Raw genomic sequence first — 17,061 nt, 5'->3', positions numbered from 1 at the left:
TGTATGGAAACGTACAGCTTTTTTCATTGCGATCATACAGCACGCTTGCTGAATGAAGCAAATAGGAAAAAAGCACCGCTTATGATCAAACGATGCTTTTTTCATCCACTTTCGCAAAGACGAGCACGCTCTTGAATAAATCACCGTCTAAAATGATCTGAAAAGAGCCCTTTTGTACTTCGGTAAAGCTTTTGATGATCGCTAAGCCAAGACCGCTGCCCTCTTCATGACGAGAACGATCGCCCCTTACAAAACGTTCCGTAATTTCATCCGGATTGAAATGCATCGCTTCCTTCGCAATGTTTCTCAAGGTAACGCGGACCTCATGACCAAGATCCTCCACATCGAGATAAACACGCGTACCGGGGAGTGCATATTTGCCGATATTAGAAAACAGATTTTCAAAAATACGGTACGTCTTGCTTCCATCCAGCAAAACCATGCACGGTGTCTCCGGATAATGACCGATCAACTCCAGCTGATTTTGTTCAAACAGATCCATGTTTTCTGCCAATACCTGCTGCACCAGCGCACCCAGATCTAACTCCGCAAAATCTAAGCTGATGTCGCCGCTGTTTACCTTGCTGACCTCAAAAAGGTCATCGATCAGCGCCTGTAATCGTTTGGCATACAAGTGCAACTGCTTGCTGAATGCAATGCGCTGTGCATCAGGTATCGAGTCCTGCTGCAATAGCTCCGCATAATTCATAATGCCGGTAAGCGGCGTCTTTAGGTCGTGTGAAACATTGCTGATCAGTTCTGTCTTCATATTCTGCGAACGGGTTTCCTCTTCTACCGCATGCGCAAAGCCGATCTGTACGCCTTGCAGCTCCGCTTGCAGGCTGCTGAACATCACGCTGTTGACCGCAATCGGTTCTTTGAAATCAGAGCTGGCGATCTGATGCGCCTGCTGTAAGACTCCTTCGTATTCCAGCTGAATTTTTTGCAGCTTCCGCTTGCACCAGAAAAATAAAACCAGTACGTAAACGAACGCCAAAACAGCGCCAAACACAAAGAAGAAACAAAGAAGCGCAACGAGCAAGCCATGAAGAAGCATCAATTTTAACAGCTTGCGATCCGCATTCTGTGCCAAATCGATCTCGCTGACCGCATTCATCGCATCACCCAAACGCCTGTAAGCCCAGCCGATCACCGTGCGCTCTTTCAAATAGCGTACAAAACCGAAATGAAAGATATATTTGATGGAAAAAACAGTACATGCCACCAAGTATAGATACAGTGTCCATGCGATTACATTGACGACAAGCAGCAGACCTTTGCTGTTGATCATGCCCAGTCCCTTTAACATCGTTTGGAAATTGCCGCCGATGCTGCACCCGCAAAGCACAAAGATACCTAATGCCCCAAGAGAGATCAATGTGCTGTAACCGATGATCAAAAGCTCTCCCTTGATCTTTGCCAGCGTAACAAAAGGTTCACTTTCCTTTAACAGCCGGCATGGCACGACCAGCATGACAAGCAGGATCAGGACGGAAGCACCCAAGATCATGACCGCTGAAAACGGCGCATAGTTTTGCCAGTCCTCGATCAGCGTCTGCATCAACAAATTGTTTTTTACATAATCGCTTGGAACACGAATATTCAAAACGAGATCCTGCGGAAGATAAAAATCAAAGTAACTGCTGTAATTGATCAATGCCGCATCATGATAAAGATAAGAAACATACAGCGAATCAAGTGAAGCACCGTTTTCATCAAATTCGTAATCCTCATCAAACAACGCTTCTTTCTCGCTTACATATGTCTTTGACTGCAGCTGTGTCTTTCCTTTTTCATCATAAATGCGATATTGTAAATTTTCATCCTGTAAGATCGACCGCGCATAGGTGAGGCGGCGATTGATATAGTAATCGACCTCTTCCTTGACTTCATCACTCACATCTTCATGAAAGCGCACTGCCTCATAATCCGGATCGATTTCCCGAAGCAGCGCCATCGCCACATAAGGCAGTTCTTCTTCCAGACGCCTTTCTAAGCTGTCATGCGTGCTTTTAGCGTTTCCCTCTACCCGATCATAAAAGGATAAGATGCCCATGCTTACAAGCGCGCATATACAAACGACCAAAAAGCTGATCCATTTTTTCCCTTTCATTTCCTCACCTGTCTTTCTCTATCTTATAGCCGATTCCCCAAACGACTTTCAAATACTGCGGCCGCTTCGGATCCGCTTCGATCTTCTCACGCAGCTTGCGGATATGCACCATGATCGTTTCCGTATTGATCGCTTCTTCTTTCCAGATCGCTTCATAAATCTGCTGAGCCGAGTAGACTTGTCCCGGATGTGCCATCAACAGCGCTAAGATCTGGTATTCCTTCGGTCTAAGGGACAGCGTATGTCCGTTTACCTTGGCTTGCTTGCTTAACGTATTCAGCTCCAAGGCACCGACATGAAGCACCCCATCATCCTCTTTTTCCTGTCTTAGCGACAAGATCTGTTCATAACGCCTTAAACACGCATGAACGCGGGCGATCAGTTCCATAGAGCCAAACGGCTTGGTCATATAATCATCGGCACCGATCTGCAGTCCGTTGATCTTATCAATATCCTGCGATTTGGCACTCAAAAATATGATCGGAAAATCATAGTGTTCTCTTACCCGTTTTACCATTTCAATTCCATCCATGACCGGCATCATAATATCCACCACTGCCAAATGCACTTCATTCGCTTCAATATAAGCAAGTGCCTCCTCCCCATTTCCCGCTTCTGCCACTTCATATCCCTGGGTGCGCAGATAAATGGCTATCGCTTCACGAATCCCCGCTTCATCTTCTACTACTAAAATCTGATGTTTCATTTTCCTTGCTCCTTTTATTTATTCTACACCATGAATGACGAATCCTGCAAATGTCAGGATCATACAAATACTGATCACACATAGAGACATCATGTCCGTTTCGCTCCTTTCAAGTAACGCAGGTAAGTGATCCCGCTCCCCACTAGTAGCATGGTGATCAAAAAGACAGAGCCTGCCAGGATATAGTTCTGTTCCGCTACTGAGCCGCTTAAATAGGTAGAAGTTATGATGCTTGGGATCCTGCCGATCGTTATGAGGAAAGTCCATTTCCACATCCCCTTCTCTTTCAGTGCCAGCGTATAGGTCATGAGATCCTTCGGTGATCCCGGAATCAGAAACAGTAAAAACATCCACCAATATCCATGATGTTTTCGCATCACCGTTTCCCATTCCCGCAGCTTTTCTTCCTGAAAGAAAAAATGAAGGATCGGGCGTTGAAACAGCTTTACCAGCACCCAGATAGCGAGTGTTCCCAAAGCCGATCCAAACAGACAGATCAAAGTTCCCATTTCCGCACCGAACAGATAACCGGCCGCCAATTCCAGCGGCTCTCCCGGCAGAAACGCAAAAACGATCTGGACGGCATTCGCCAGCACAAAAGCGGCCTCCCGTATGCCTTTTGGCAGCGTATAAAACCAACCGGCACAGGCTTCCCAGTCAATGCAGGTAACAGCAAGCAGCGCGAAAAGTCCAAATAAGATGCCTGCCGACAATAAGTTTTTCCATCTCATGATGACCACCTCTGCTATTAGTTTAACCTGTTTTTCTTAACAAAAAGCGGTGCTATTTCTTAACGATTTCTTAACTGGACGAAAGGCAGAATGCTGCTTGTATGGATAAGAAATCTGCCGATCTTCTGTTTCACTGCTTTTCCATAATGAAAAGATCTGACCGTTTCAAAGGCCAGATCTTACTGCTTACTTGTTTGCTATGTACGTTTCTCATACAGCGCACAAACGCTGTCATGATTGTTCGTTTACATGTTCAAAGCTTATTTTTGAATAGAATCGATCAAGGTATCAGCCAGTGCATCAAGCTCCGTTTTATTGCTTTCCTTCATCGAAGAATTGACGGAAACCTGTTCATCCAGCACCAGACATTCCTTCAGTTCATGCTCGATAAAGCTGCGCATGAGATCTCCGGCCTTGATCGCCCAGGTACCATTTTCAATGATACCGAAGGTGCGCTTCTGGAAGTTCAGTATCTTCAAATGATGAAGGAAATCGTACATCATCGGATAAATCTGAAGATTATACGTACAAGATGCCAAAACGATATGGCTGTACTTGAACGCTTCCGCTACCAGATAGGATACGTGCGTAACGGATACATCATATACCGCAACATTGCATATGCCCTTCTCACAAAGCTTGGAAGCCAGCGCCTGTGCAGCTGCTTCTGTATTGCCATACATAGAGGCATAAACGATCAATACGCCCTTCTCCTCTGGTTCATAGCGGCTCCACTTGTCATGCTTATCCAAATAATAGCCAAGGTCATTGCGCCATACCGGTCCATGAAGCGGACAGAACATCTTGATCGGCACCGTCGATGCTTTCTTCAATAATTGCTGCACGAACGGACCGTATTTGCCGACGATATTACAGAAATATCTTCTGGCGTCGTCGATCCAGTCGCGATCAAAATTCACCTCATCATCAAACAGTTTTCCATCCAATGAGCCGAAACTTCCGAAAGCATCGGCCGAGAACAGGACGCCGTTTGTCATATCAAAGGTTACCATGGCTTCCGGCCAGTGTACCATCTGGGCAAAGACAAAGGTTACCGTATGCTTGCCAAAGCAGAACGTATCTCCTTCTTTTACCTCGATCATTCTGCCATCTAAATCAAATCCAAACTGCCGCATGAACAGAAATGCTTTTTCATTGCTGATAACTTTACAGTTCGGATAGCGGATCAGTACTTCCTCCATCGAAGCCGCATGATCCGGCTCCATATGGTTGATCACCAAATAATCCAGGCTTCTGCCGTCCAATACCTCTTTTACATGATGCAAGAATTCCCGGCAGCCGGACCAGTCAACGGTGTCAAAAAGAACACTCTTCTCATCCAGCAGCACATAGGAGTTATAAGACACTCCTCGAGGAATCGGATGAATGTTTTCAAACAGATGCAGGCGTTTGTCATTGACGCCGACCCAATATAAGTTTTCTGTTACTTTTCTTACACTGCTCATGATCTATTCCTCCTCATCATTCTTTCCCGGACGGGATAAAGCTTGCTTTTTCCTCACCGCATTCCGGACATACCCATTCTTGTGAAAGATCGGCGAATTTCGTTCCCGGTGCGACATCTCCGGCTTCATCTCCCAGTTCCGGTATATATTCATATCCACAGCCCATGCAGACATAGCGTCCGATCGGCGCAGCCGGTGCCTCTTTCACTACTTTGCGTTTCATCTTGACCATCGGCGGTGCCGGTTTCTTTTCTCCGCCCACAGAAAGCGCCTCGCTCAACAAAGGCAAGATCTCATTGACATCGCCTACGATACCATAATCGGCATTCTTGAAGATCGGTGCGCCGGCTTTCTTATTGATCGCCACGATGGTCGCCGCATCCTTGATGCCCTTTAAGTGCTGCACCGCACCGGAAATACCGCAGGCAATATACAGATTACCGCTGAATTTCTGCCCGCTCATGCCCACATAGCGATCGATCGGCAAATAACCCAACTGTTCTGCAACCGGTCGTGAAGAACCGATGGCTGCTCCTGCTGCTAAAGCCAGATCTTCGATCAGCTTCATATTTTTCTTGCTGCCAATGCCCTTACCGGCGCTGACCACGCGTTCTGCTTCAACGATCGGCGTATGCAGATCAATTCCCACAGTAAAGTCATGACCGTCCGCTTTCAGCGCTTCAACCAGCTGCTTCACTTGTTCTTTCGCCGTTCCATCCTTGAATATGATGTTCTTGCGCGGACCGGTTACAGCGGTTTTCTTCTGTACCTTGAGCGGTGCGCTGCTCGGTTTGGCAGCCTTGCCTAAGATATGAGAAGCGATGACCACACTTTGGATCTCATTGGTGCCCTCATAGATCGTACAGATCTTCGCATCACGATAGAAGCGTTCTACTTCCATTCCTTTGAGATAACCGCTGCCGCCATATACCTGCAAAGCCTCATTTACTACTTCTAGGCAGATATCTGAAGCATATTTTTTCGCCATGGCTGCTTCCATGCCATATGGCTCATGATGCTCTTTTAACTCAGCGGCACTATATACCATAAATCGAGCGGCACGTATCTTGGTAGCCATCTCCGCGATCTTGAACTGAATGGCTTGCAGCTGCGCGATCGGCGCCCCGAACTGTTCTCGCTCTTTCGCATAGGAAACAGCCGCTTCATAGGCACCCTGCGCAATGCCGAGCGCCTGTGCCGCGATACCGATGCGTCCGCCATCAAGCGTCGACATGGCGATCTTAAAGCCCTGTCCTTCTTTGCCGAGCAGGTTTTCCTTAGGCACCTTCACGTTATCAAACAACAGCTGTGCCGTTGCTGAGGAGCGAATGCCCATCTTATCGTAATGATCACCGAAGGTAAATCCTTCCCAACCTTTTTCCACGATAAAGGCGCTGATGCCTCTGGTTCCGATACCCGGGGTCGTTACTGCGAACACGACATAAATATCCGCTTCTTCGCCATTGGTAATAAAGATCTTTTCCCCGTTCAAAAGATAATGATCGCCCATGTGCTCTGCTGTCGTTTCCGTACCGCCCGCATCAGATCCTGCGTTTGGCTCCGTCAAACCGAAAGCGCCCAGTTTTTCTCCCTTTGCCAAAGGCACCAGATATTTCTGCTTTTGTTCCTCTGTACCATAAGCGAAAATAGGATAAGCGCCTAAAGAGACATGGGCCGATAAAATGACGCCGGTTCCGCCGTCCACACGCGATAGTTCCTCTACACCGATGGCATAGCTTAAAATATCTTTGCCCATGCCGCCGTATTCTTTCGGATATGGCAGTCCCAAATAGCCGCGTTTTCCAAAATCCTTGATTTGTTCCTTAGGAAACTGATTGTTTTGATCCAGCATAAAGACATAAGGCTTGATCTCTTTTTCTGCCCATTCCCGGATGTCAGCGCGAAGTTTTTCGTGTTCCTGCGTTGTCTTGAAATACATTGTATCCCTCCTTTTTAGAATGCAGCACGATGATCGTTTTTTCAACGATCGACGCATGTAGTTTCTCCCCTGAAAATGATAGGCCGAAGATGTTTACCACCCCCGGCCATCAGTTTGAAAGATTGCTTTTATTTGTTTTTGATCGCTGCCTGTGCCGCTGCCAATCTTGCGATCGGTACACGGAACGGACTGCATGATACATAATCCAATCCTACTTTATGGAAGAACTCGATCGATGCAGGATCACCGCCATGTTCTCCGCAAACACCCAAATGGATATCCTCACGCGTCGCACGTCCTAATTTCGCGGCATTGGCAACCAGTTTGCCGACACCGTGCTGGTCGAATTTCGCAAACGGATCCTGTTCATAGATCTTTTTGTCGTAGTAGTCGTTTAAGAAACTGCCGGCGTCATCACGTGAGAAGCCAAATGTCATCTGCGTGAGGTCATTGGTGCCGAATGAGAAGAATTCTGCTTCTTCGGCGATCTCATCCGCTAAAAGCGCAGCACGCGGAATTTCGATCATTGTACCGACCAGATACTTCATGTCGATTCCGGCTTTTGCGATCAGTTCATCTGCCACTTTGACAACGATGTTTTTCACAAAGCGCAGCTCGTTCACATCGCCTACCAGCGGAATCATGATTTCCGGCGTCAAATGCCATTCCGGATGTTTCTTCGCAACATTGATCGCCGCTTCGATGACCGCCGTCGTCTGCATTTCCGCAATTTCCGGATAAGAGATCGCCAAACGACAGCCGCGATGTCCCATCATCGGGTTAAATTCATGCAGGCTTGCGATAACCGCCTTCAGATCATCTAGATCAATATGCATGTCCGCCGCTAAATTGGCGATATCGTAACTGGAGGTAGGCAGGAATTCATGCAGCGGCGGATCCAAATAACGAATCGTTACCGGGAAGCCCTGCATCGCCTCATAAATGCCTTCAAAATCGCTTCTCTGCATCGGCAGCAGCTTGGCTAATGCACGCTTGCGCTGTTCAGTCGTCTTGGAAACGATCATTTCCCGCATCGCCTTGATGCGATCGCCTTCAAAGAACATGTGTTCTGTACGGACCAGACCGATTCCCTCGGCGCCAAATGACAATGCCTGTAGCGCGTCTTTTGGCGTATCGGCATTCGTACGCACCTTTAATTTACGGGTTTCATCCGCCCACTTCATAAAGCGTTCAAAGTCACCGCTGATCGATGCCGGTACCGTCTTGATCGCGCCGGCATAAACATTGCCCGTAGAACCATCGATCGAAATGAAGTCATCAGCCGTATAACGGACGCCGTTTACTTCAAAATAGCCTTCTTCTTCATTCATGTTCAGATCGCCGCATCCCGCAACACAGCAAGCGCCCATACCGCGCGCCACCACTGCGGCATGCGAGGTCATACCACCGCGCACCGTCAAGATACCTTCCGATACATGCATGCCTTCAATATCTTCCGGAGAAGTTTCCAAACGCACCAAGATCACTTTATGTCCCAAAGCCGCTTCCTGCTGCGCCTGCTCCGCAGTAAACACCACTTTACCGCAAGCCGCGCCCGGTGAAGCCGGCAAACCTTTGGCAATCGGAGTAGCAGCTTTTAGATCCGCCGCGTCAAACTGCGGATGCAGCAGCGCGTCTAACTGCTTCGGTTCCACCTTCATTAACGCCTCTTCTTTGCTCAGCGTTCCTTCATCTACCATATCGCAGGCGATCTTCAAAGCAGCGGCTGCCGTACGTTTCCCATTGCGTGTCTGCAACATATACAGCTTGCCTTTCTCGATCGTAAACTCCATATCCTGCATATCTTTATAATGTGCTTCCAGTTTTCCGCAAATATCGACAAACTGCGCATATGCCTGTGGTGAAAGTTCTTTCAGCTGATCGATGTGCTGCGGTGTACGAATGCCGGCTACGACATCTTCACCCTGTGCATTCATCAAAAATTCACCGTACAGTTTCTTTTCACCGGTGCTTGGATTACGCGTAAACGCAACCCCGGTTCCGCAGTCATTGCCCATATTGCCAAATACCATCATCTGCACATTGACCGCTGTTCCCCAACTGGAAGGAATGTCATTCATCCGGCGATAGAATTCCGCACGCGGATTGTTCCAGGAACGGAATACCGCCTCCACGGCACGGATCAGCTGATCCTTTGCATCACTTGGGAAATCCTCTTTCAAGCTTTCTTTATAGAATGCCTTGAAACGCAGTGTCATTTCCTTCATGTCCTCAGCGTCTAATTCCGTATCCATCGTAACATGCTTGCGCGCTTTCATCTCGTCGATGATCTCTTCGAAGCGGCTCTTCGGCAGCCCCATTACCACATCCGCAAACATCTGAATGAAGCGGCGATAAGAGTCCCATGCAAAGCGCGGATTGTTCGTTAGTTCCGCGACGCCTTTCACGACATCGTCATTCATGCCCAGATTCAGGATCGTATCCATCATGCCCGGCATCGATGCTCTGGCCCCGGAACGCACCGAAACAAGCAGCGGATTGTGCGGATCACCGAATTTCTTGCCTGCCAGTGATTCCAGCTTCTCTAAATAAGCGAAGATTTCCGCAACGATCTCGTCGGCAATCTTCTCGCCGTCGTCATAATACTTGTTGCAGGCTTCGGTCGTTACCGTAAAGCCATACGGCACCGGCATGCCCAGATTCATCATCTCGGCTAGGTTTGCGCCTTTCCCACCTAGAATTTCGCGCATCGATCCATTTCCTTCCGAAAACAGATATAAATATTTCTTGTCCATTTCAAATCCTCCATTTCATTGAAATCGCTTATACATATTATACATCATCCTCCTTTATTTTCCTATATACTTGCCCAACTTTTTTTCACTCGATCACTTTTTACAATCCGACGGCTTCTCTTTGTCTGCTCTTCCCTTGCGCATAAACGACATTACTTTTCTTCACGCTTCTCTTTTCGCAAGCACTCGATCGATCAAAAAAAAGATCCGACCGTGTCAAGATCAGATCTTCTCGTTTCGTTAATTGTTTCGTTTTGCTTCCATCGTTTCCAGCTGCTTGCTTAGCGCATCAAACTGTTTTTGATAATTGCGCAGCTTTTCCTGCTCTGCCGCAACCTTCGCTTCCGGCGCTTTGTTCACAAAATTCGGATTGTTTAACATGCCCTGTGCCCGTTTGATCTCACTTTGTATCTTTTCCTTCTGCGTCCGCAGCTTTACGATTTCCGCTTCCACATCGACTACCTGCGCCAAGGCAACTGCCAGCGTTCCTTCATGGATCGCTCTTACGACCTTTTCCTCGCAAAGATCTTCGCTCAGCCAGTTCGCATGTCCCATAAAGCGCAGTATCGCCGCCAACTGTGCGCTCGGCTTCTTTAACGCACCGCTTTCATCATAGATCGTAATCGCAATCTCGGCGCTTGGCTTCAAGCCATACTCTTTCTTGATCTCACGTACCGCGCTGATCATCGAAAGCAGCTGCTTGACATCACGCATCTCATGCTCACTGATATCACATCCAAAAGAAACCGGCCATGTTTCCAGATTGATCGAAGCATGCGCATGTGGCATCGCCTGATAGATCGCCTCACTCACAAACGGCATAAACGGATGCAAGATTCGCACGATGGCTGATAATACCCATACCAAAGTAGAGCGCGTCGCCTGTTTGACCGCTTCATCTTCACTATGCAGGCCGGCTTTGGAAAGCTCGATATACCAGCTGCAGAAATCATCCCAAACAAAGCTGTAAAGCGCATTGCCGACCAGCGCAAACTCATAGCGATCCATGTTTTCCTCTACCTGCATCAATACTTCATCTAAGCGTTTCAGGATCCATTTATCAATGATGGAGACATGGGTGAAGTCCAACTGTTCTAAAGAAAAATCATCACCCAGATTCATGAGCACAAAACGGCTCGCATTCCAGATCTTATTGATAAAGTTCCAGCTCGCTTCGACCTTTTCTTCGATATAGCGCAGATCCTGTCCCGGTGTCGAATTGGTCGTTAAGAAAAAGCGCAGTGCATCACAGCCGTACTGATCGATGACATCCATCGGATCGACCCCATTGCCTAATGATTTTGACATCTTGCGCCCCTGTGCATCGCGGATCAAGCCATGGATCAGCACATCCTTGAACGGACGGCCGCCGGTAAAATGACGTGCCTGAAAAGCCATGCGCGCCACCCAGAAGAAGATGATGTCATAACCGGTTACTAATACGTCATTCGGGTAATAACGCTGATAGTCAGCCTGCTTGATATCCGGCCAGCCCAAAGTGGAGAAAGGCCACAACGCACTGGAAAACCAAGTATCCAGCACATCTTCATCCTGTACCCAATTTTCGCTGTCAGCCGGTTCTTCACCGACATGAACGGCACCGCTTTCCTTATGATACCATGCCGGGATACGATGTCCCCACCACAGCTGTCGGGAAATGCACCAATCTTCGATATTTTCCAGCCACTGCACGAAAGTCTTTTCAAAGCGCGGCGGGTAGTAATGGATCTTTTTCTCATCGTCTGCCTGATCCTTTAAGACATCTTCCGCTAACGGCTTCATTTTCACAAACCACTGTTTCGACAAATATGGCTCTACCACGACGCCGGTACGTTCCGAATGGCCGACCTGATGCAGGTGTGTTTCGATTTTTGCCACGATCCCTTGTGCCTCAAAGTCCGCTACCAGCGCTTCACGGCAAGCAAAGCGATCCATGCCCGCATACTTCCCGGCCAATGCATTCATCGTCGCGTCCGGGTTCATACAGATCGGCATTGCCAGATCATATTTTTTCGCCAATGCGAAATCGTTTGGATCATGCGCCGGCGTACATTTCATGACCGCCGTACCGAAAGACATATCGATATAGTCGTCAGCCATGATCGGCAGCGCTTCCCCGTTTGCCGGGTTGATCGCTCTTTTCCCGATCAGATGCTGATAACGCGCATCATCGGGATGCACGAAGACCGCCTGATCCGCAAACATCGTTTCCGGACGGGTCGTAGCGATGATCAACTGTTCTTCACTGTCCTCGATCGCATATTTGAAGTAGTACATCTTGCCTTCCACTTCCTTGTGGATGACCTCGATATTGGAAAGCGCTGTCATCGCTTTCGGATCCCAGTTGATGATCCGCTCGCCCCGATAGATCAATCCTTCCTCATACAGATCGCAGAACACCTTCTGCACCGCCTTAGAAAGTCCTTCATCCAACGTAAAGCGTTCCCGGGAATAATCAAGAGAAAGCCCCAGCTTTGCCCACTGTTTACGAATTGTGGAAGCATACTCCTCCTTCCACTCCCATGCGCGTTCCAAAAACTTTTCCCGGCCGATGTCATAACGGCTGACACCTTCCTGCTTTAAGCGCTCATCTACTTTTGCCTGCGTCGCGATCCCCGCATGATCCATTCCCGCTACCCAAAGCATATCATAGCCTTTTAAGCGTTTATAACGGGCGATCATATCCTGCAAGGTCGTATCCCAAGCATGTCCCAGATGCAGCTTACCGGTAACATTAGGCGGTGGAATTACGATACAAAAGGGATCTTTGCTTTTATCTCCGGCAGTAAAATAGCCTTCCTTCAACCATTCATCGTAGCGTCCCGCTTCTACCTGATGATGGTCATACTTGCTCGCGAGTGCTTTGCTCATCCGATTTCCTCCTTTACACGATCCGATACGATCAGGGCATATAACAACATATCCTGATACGCGCCGTTTTGATCTTTGCATACCTCTCTTAAACGGCCTTCATAATGAAAGCCGCAGCTTTTCAATAAAGCGATGCTGGCGGTATTGTCACAAGCGCAGTAGGCTTCGATGCGATGCAGCGAAAACTGCCTGCTTAAACGCTTCAGCCACTCTGCCAGCACTCGTTTCATAATGCCTTGACGCCAATAGGCAGGATGCAGAAAATAACCGATCTCGATCAAATCATCCTCCATCCGCGATACATGAAGCAAACCGATCATCTGTTCATTTCGTTCGATCACCATCGTCTGGGGCAGCTGTTTCTGCCGATAAGACAAATGCACGACCTGAATCTGTCTGGCGCATGCTTCCACGCTTTCCGCCTGCCACCACAGTGCGGCATAGAGCGGCGGCTGCTTCACGATCTCATAAAAGTCAGCTGCATCATCTAAAGTAATCGCTCTTACCACATCTTCACCGCTTTGCCACTTCTCCATCTCTAATTTCATGTTTTCCTCCTAGAAAAAAAGAAAAACGTCCGACAAAGGACGTCATCAACGTGGTACCACCTTATTTCGCATTGCTGCCTCGCACAATAACGCTTGTGATGCGGATATACCTACTGCTTTGTTCAATATATCTGCTCCTAGACTACCTTCACGCACCTTTTCATATGCCCTTTCACCATCTGACACTCGCTTTGATGAAAAATGAACGCTACTCCTTCTATTCATCGCATTTATGTTACTATTATAATGAAAAGCGCAATGAATTGCAATGCTTTTGAAATATATATACAAAAAAACGGTCAAAGTCAGACCTATCAACCGTTTTCATTTATTTAAGGAAGCAGCACCAGCGTCTTATAGGGAATTTCCTTATGATGATTGACTTCCCGCAGATCTGCTTCCGCCACTGCATAGCGCTGCGCGATCGCCGCATACGTATCATTCTTTCGTGCTACGACAAAGCGATAGGTTGTGAGCGTCGAATTATCGTCCTCAAGCAGATCCTCGAATGATTCACTTACATCGATCATTTCCGCTTCATCCTGCTTCTCTGTTTTTGCTTCCTCCTGCTCGCTTTCTTCACACAAGGCCGGCGCGTTCTTCTCCTCCTCGATCAAACCGCTTACCGCAAAGGCGATCTCAATTACGATCTGATCATGCAAGATCTCGCTTTTGACACTGATCACATCGAGATGAAACGCTTCACCTGACAGCTTTTCCTGCGGCGCCAGAACGTCAAACTCCAGCACTTCCGAGATCGGATAGGTGCCGCTTTCCGCACTCCAACTGCCGCTGATGTAAACCGGACCTGACGCATGGATCCCATCACTTTGTCTTTCATAGCGTAAATCTTCTTCTACTTTCAGCTGATGAACGGCCAATACGGGCTCATCCATCTCTAAAAGCTTCTCTATTTTCATTGTTCTCATCTGTATTCCTCCTATAGTAACATATGAAGAAGCTTTCTTTGCTATGCCTTTCAATAAAAAAAGAGGTGTTTTCACACCTCGATCTGTGCATAATGCAGGATCACTTCCCATAAGCGGTCCATCCCTTCCTTATTAGCGGAAGAACACGGGATCAAATGATCCTCTTCGCTTAAAGCAAGCGTTTCACTGATCAGCTTTAGCTGCTTTTGACGCTGCGACGCTTTCACTTTGTCCATCTTGGTTGCCGCAATGATGATCGGCAGTTCAAAATAGCGGGCAAATTCCAGCATCGTTACATCATCGTCAGTCGGTTTATGACGGCCGTCCACTATGAGCAGCAGCGCTTTTTTCTGTTTGCGCTCATGAAAGTAATCTTCCATCATTTCGCCGAAGCGAAGCAGCTGCTGTTTAGAGATATTGGCATAGCCATATCCCGGGACATCGACAAATACCAGCTTGCGATTCAGCAGAAAGAAATTCAACAATCTGGTCTTGCCGGGCGTATTGCCGACATAAGCCAGCTTTTTACGTCCGCACAGCGCATTGATCAGCGAGCTTTTCCCGACATTGCTGCGCCCTGCCAATACGATTTCCGGGTAAGGCGTATCCGGCCACTGCTCTTTTCCCGGTGCAGAAATGAGCAGTTCCGCTTCCTGTATCTGCATCCTACTTCCCTAAAGCGGTGTGCAGCACCTGACTGACATGCTCGACCGGAATGAACTTCACGCTCTTTTTCACCGTTTCCGGAATCTCATCCATGTCCTTCATATTCGCTTTCGGAATGATGATGGTACTGATCCCACAGCGATGCGCCGCCATTGATTTTTCCTTTAAGCCGCCGATCGGCAGGACATTGCCGCGCAGCGTTACCTCACCGGTCATTGCCAGATCCGCACTGACTGCCCGATTGCTTAACGCCGAAACCAAAGCGGTAGTGAGGGTAATACCGGCGCTAGGTCCATCTTTTGGCACAGCGCCATCCGGCACATGGATATGCACATCATGCTTTTCAAACAGCGTGGACGGGATCTGGAACTGCTTGGCATTCGCTTTTACATAGTCGTAAGCGATGGTCGCACTCTCCTTCATGACATCGCCCAGCTGACCTGTCAGCACCAGCTTGCCGCTGCCTTCAAAATAATTCACTTCGATCTGAAGCACATCGCCGCCAAAGGAAGTGTAGGCAAGTCCGGTAACGGTACCGACCTGATCTTTTAATTCCCGTTTGCCATATTCGAATTTCTCATGGCCCAGCCAGCTTTGAATGAGCTTCTTGCTGATCTTGACACTGCGTTTTCCTTCCTTTAAGATGAGCAATACACTTTTTCGACAAAGCGTTGCAATGACCCGTTCTAACTGACGCACACCGCTTTCTCTTGTATAGTAGCGGATCAGATATAGGATCATCTCTTCATCGATCTTCATCTGCGATGCTTTCAAACCGTTTTCCTTTAACTGCTTCGGTACAAGATGCTTCATCGCGATATTGCATTTTTCCAATTCCGTATAAGAAGACAGCTCAATGATCTCCAAGCGATCACGCAAAGCGTTTGGAATATTTTCCAAATAATTCGCCGTTGCGATAAAAAGCACATTAGAGAGATCATACGGTTCCTCCAGATAATGATCTGAGAACAGCGCATTTTGTTCCGGATCCAGCACCTCTAGCATCGCGCTGGCCGGATCGCCCTTATAGTCGCTTGCCATTTTATCGATCTCATCGATCAGAAAGACCGGATTGATCGTTCCCGCTTTTTTCATTCCCTGAATGAATCTTCCCGGCAGAGCGCCTAAATAGGTTCTACGATGGCCGCGAATCTCACTTTCATCTTTTACACCGCCCAAAGAGATCTTGACAAACGCTCTTCCTAAGGCCCGCGCCACCGACTTGGAAAGCGATGTTTTCCCGACGCCCGGCGGCCCTACCAAACATAGGATCGGCGCCCGCAGCGAATTGGTCATCTGCTTCACTGCCAGATATTCCAAGATCCGCTCCTTTACCTTTTCCAGACCGTAATGATCTTCATCTAAGATCGATGCGGCTTCGCTTAAATTCTCATTATCCTGTGATTTCTGCCACCAAGGCAGCTTTAACAGCCAGTCTAAGTAGCTTTTGATCACACCGGACTCACCGCTTGCGGCCGGCAGCAGTTCATAACGCTGCAATTCTTCCTTCGCTTTTTCTTTGATATGCTGGGGATAAGGATTTTCCTCGATCATTTTACGCATGGCGTCTACATCGCTGTCATGCTCCGGCACATCCCCCAGTTCTTCCTTGATCGCCCGCATCTTTTCACGCAGATAGTATTCCTTCTGGCTGTCCTCGATGCGCGTCTTGACCTTTTCATTGATCCGCTCTTCGATTGCCGAAAGTTCTTTTTCACTTTCCATCTCTTCCAAGATCATTAACAAACGATCGTTGATCGCCGCGGTTTCTAACAGCCGCTGCCGCTGATCCAAAGAAATCGGCAAGATCTGCGCGATCTGATCGGAAAGCTGACCGGCAGATACGCCGTTTGCCAGTTCATTGATCACTTCCTTAGGCAAATGCTGGCCCAAAACATCTAATTCCTCTAACTGCTTGGCAATTTTTCTTACCAAAGCGATTTCTTCTTTTTCATCTTGCTTCACATCTTCAATGATTGAAACATGCGCGCTCAGCATCGTATTTTCATCGAGGATCGAATGTAGCGCCACGCGCTTCAATCCTCTGAATTTGACCCGAATATAGCCATCCATCCGGCGAATATGCACGATATTGCATAACGTGCCGACATGGAACATCTGCTGATCGTTTGGATCATCGACCGTTACATCTTTTTGCGCACTCAGGATCACCTTGCCTTCAAAATGCTCCTGTGCTTCCTCCACTGCTTTGATGCTCTTGCTTCTTCCGACATCAATGATGACTTCCTGTGAAGGAAAGACAATGATGCCCCTTGTGCAGACAAGTGGACGCAGGACTTCGCTTTTCATCTCTTCCATAAAAACACTCCTTCCTG

General features: G+C 47.9%; 11 protein-coding genes and 1 other annotated feature. All 11 genes read right to left on the bottom strand.

The annotated features are described in order from the left end of the window. Positions 1-85: 85 nt before the first annotated feature. The 11 genes from C1712_RS02575 to lon all read right to left on the bottom strand — a co-directional run bounded on the left by C1712_RS02575 (position 86) and on the right by lon (position 17,044). Entirely contained in the window at positions 86-2,113 is a 2,028-nt protein-coding gene (locus C1712_RS02575; protein WP_102266539.1) for a sensor histidine kinase, read from the bottom strand. Between the two features lie 4 nt (positions 2,114-2,117). Continuing rightward, positions 2,118-2,819 (bottom strand): response regulator transcription factor, encoded by a 702-nt coding sequence (locus C1712_RS02570; RefSeq protein ID WP_102266537.1) that lies wholly within the window; start codon positions 2,817-2,819, stop codon positions 2,118-2,120. 89 nt (positions 2,820-2,908) lie between these two features. Further along, positions 2,909-3,550 (bottom strand): TVP38/TMEM64 family protein, encoded by a 642-nt coding sequence (locus tag C1712_RS02565; protein ID WP_102266535.1) that lies wholly within the window; start codon positions 3,548-3,550, stop codon positions 2,909-2,911. A gap of 260 nt (positions 3,551-3,810) precedes the next feature. After that, positions 3,811-5,016: an FprA family A-type flavoprotein gene (locus tag C1712_RS02560; RefSeq protein WP_102266533.1), complete on the bottom strand. Its 1,206-nt coding sequence runs from the start codon at positions 5,014-5,016 to the stop codon at positions 3,811-3,813. A gap of 16 nt (positions 5,017-5,032) precedes the next feature. Beyond that, positions 5,033-6,955: an acyl-CoA dehydrogenase family protein gene (locus C1712_RS13180; RefSeq protein ID WP_102266531.1), complete on the bottom strand. Its 1,923-nt coding sequence runs from the start codon at positions 6,953-6,955 to the stop codon at positions 5,033-5,035. 128 nt (positions 6,956-7,083) lie between these two features. Further along, complete coding sequence (ppdK, locus tag C1712_RS02550; protein ID WP_102266529.1) at positions 7,084-9,711, bottom strand: pyruvate, phosphate dikinase; 2,628 nt, start codon at positions 9,709-9,711, stop codon at positions 7,084-7,086. A 240-nt stretch (positions 9,712-9,951) separates the two neighbouring features. Beyond that, positions 9,952-12,582 (bottom strand): valine--tRNA ligase, encoded by a 2,631-nt coding sequence (locus C1712_RS02545; protein ID WP_102266527.1) that lies wholly within the window; start codon positions 12,580-12,582, stop codon positions 9,952-9,954. Continuing rightward, positions 12,579-13,130: a GNAT family N-acetyltransferase gene (locus tag C1712_RS02540; RefSeq protein WP_102266525.1), complete on the bottom strand. Its 552-nt coding sequence runs from the start codon at positions 13,128-13,130 to the stop codon at positions 12,579-12,581. Before C1712_RS02540 ends, C1712_RS02545 begins: the two co-directional genes overlap by 4 nt. 32 nt (positions 13,131-13,162) lie before the next feature. Further along, positions 13,163-13,364, bottom strand: a binding site (T-box leader). Positions 13,365-13,462: 98 nt separating this feature from the next. Further along, positions 13,463-14,059, bottom strand: coding sequence for a LysM peptidoglycan-binding domain-containing protein (locus C1712_RS02535; protein WP_102266523.1), 597 nt, complete (start codon positions 14,057-14,059; stop codon positions 13,463-13,465). Positions 14,060-14,130: 71 nt separating this feature from the next. Next, positions 14,131-14,724 carry a ribosome biogenesis GTP-binding protein YihA/YsxC gene (gene yihA, locus C1712_RS02530; RefSeq protein ID WP_102266521.1) on the bottom strand — a complete coding sequence of 198 codons (594 nt, stop codon included), beginning with the start codon at positions 14,722-14,724 and terminating at the stop codon, positions 14,131-14,133. A 1-nt stretch (position 14,725) separates the two neighbouring features. Then, on the bottom strand, positions 14,726-17,044 hold the full coding sequence (gene lon / locus C1712_RS02525) for an endopeptidase La (protein ID WP_102266519.1): 2,319 nt from the start codon (positions 17,042-17,044) through the stop codon (positions 14,726-14,728). Positions 17,045-17,061 lie beyond the last annotated feature (17 nt).

Origin of the sequence: Massilicoli timonensis (genome assembly GCF_900199515.1) — a bacterium.
Classification (GTDB): Bacteria; Bacillota_I; Bacilli_A; order Erysipelotrichales; family Erysipelotrichaceae; genus Massilicoli; species Massilicoli timonensis.
Note: the sequence above shows the minus strand (reverse complement) of the source record. Positions and strands in the feature narration are given on the sequence as shown.

Coding starts and splice junctions, on each gene's coding strand:
- C1712_RS02575 (WP_102266539.1), bottom strand. CDS start 2,113: ATGAAAGGGAAAAAATGGATCAGCTTTTTGGTCGTTTGTATATGCGCG.
- C1712_RS02570 (WP_102266537.1), bottom strand. CDS start 2,819: ATGAAACATCAGATTTTAGTAGTAGAAGATGAAGCGGGGATTCGTGAA.
- C1712_RS02565 (WP_102266535.1), bottom strand. CDS start 3,550: ATGAGATGGAAAAACTTATTGTCGGCAGGCATCTTATTTGGACTTTTC.
- C1712_RS02560 (WP_102266533.1), bottom strand. CDS start 5,016: ATGAGCAGTGTAAGAAAAGTAACAGAAAACTTATATTGGGTCGGCGTC.
- C1712_RS13180 (WP_102266531.1), bottom strand. CDS start 6,955: ATGTATTTCAAGACAACGCAGGAACACGAAAAACTTCGCGCTGACATC.
- ppdK (WP_102266529.1), bottom strand. CDS start 9,711: ATGGACAAGAAATATTTATATCTGTTTTCGGAAGGAAATGGATCGATG.
- C1712_RS02545 (WP_102266527.1), bottom strand. CDS start 12,582: ATGAGCAAAGCACTCGCGAGCAAGTATGACCATCATCAGGTAGAAGCG.
- C1712_RS02540 (WP_102266525.1), bottom strand. CDS start 13,130: ATGAAATTAGAGATGGAGAAGTGGCAAAGCGGTGAAGATGTGGTAAGA.
- C1712_RS02535 (WP_102266523.1), bottom strand. CDS start 14,059: ATGAGAACAATGAAAATAGAGAAGCTTTTAGAGATGGATGAGCCCGTA.
- yihA (WP_102266521.1), bottom strand. CDS start 14,724: ATGCAGATACAGGAAGCGGAACTGCTCATTTCTGCACCGGGAAAAGAG.
- lon (WP_102266519.1), bottom strand. CDS start 17,044: ATGGAAGAGATGAAAAGCGAAGTCCTGCGTCCACTTGTCTGCACAAGG.